The sequence below is a fragment of the Virgibacillus sp. W0181 genome, from assembly GCF_051846915.1.
GTDB lineage: Bacteria > Bacillota > Bacilli > Bacillales > Amphibacillaceae > JBPYCR01.
In genome coordinates, this window is sequence record NZ_JBPYCR010000076.1 from 1 (window position 1) to 549 (window position 549).

Annotated in this window: 1 rRNA gene; it reads left to right on the forward strand. The window is 50.3% G+C overall.

The window, feature by feature from the left end:
* Positions 1 to 217: ribosomal RNA gene (locus ACLIBG_RS15610) — 16S ribosomal RNA — on the forward strand; the annotation flags it as partial.
* Positions 218 to 549 lie beyond the last annotated feature (332 nt).

Sequence of the window (549 nt, forward strand, 5' to 3'; positions counted from 1 at the left end):
GCATGAAGCCGGAATCGCTAGTAATCGCGGATCAGCATGCCGCGGTGAATACGTTCCCGGGCCTTGTACACACCGCCCGTCACACCACGAGAGTCGGCAACACCCGAAGTCGGTGAGGTAACCTTTTAGGGGCCAGCCGCCGAAGGTGGGGCCAATGATTGGGGTGAAGTCGTAACAAGGTAGCCGTATCGGAAGGTGCGGCTGGATCACCTCCTTTCTAAGGAAAACTAGGAAGCGAAAGCGCCTAGTCGATAGGCGCTTGACCTGGACTACGGAAACCGATTAAGTTCGCCACATCGTGTGGCAACATCGGTATGACCTGCATCCTGCAGGCCTAAGACATACGAAGTTGTTTCGTTCAGTTTTGAGGGAGTAAATACCTCAATCGCATGACCCTGCCACTATAAAGTATGTGGCTATTTGTACCTTGAAAACTAAATAAGAATCGAGTAATCAATGACATCAACAGAAAGTAAAGCGTTACAGCTTATTTACGTTAGTTAAGTGAATAAGGGCGCACGGTGGATGCCTTGGTACTAGGAGCCGAAG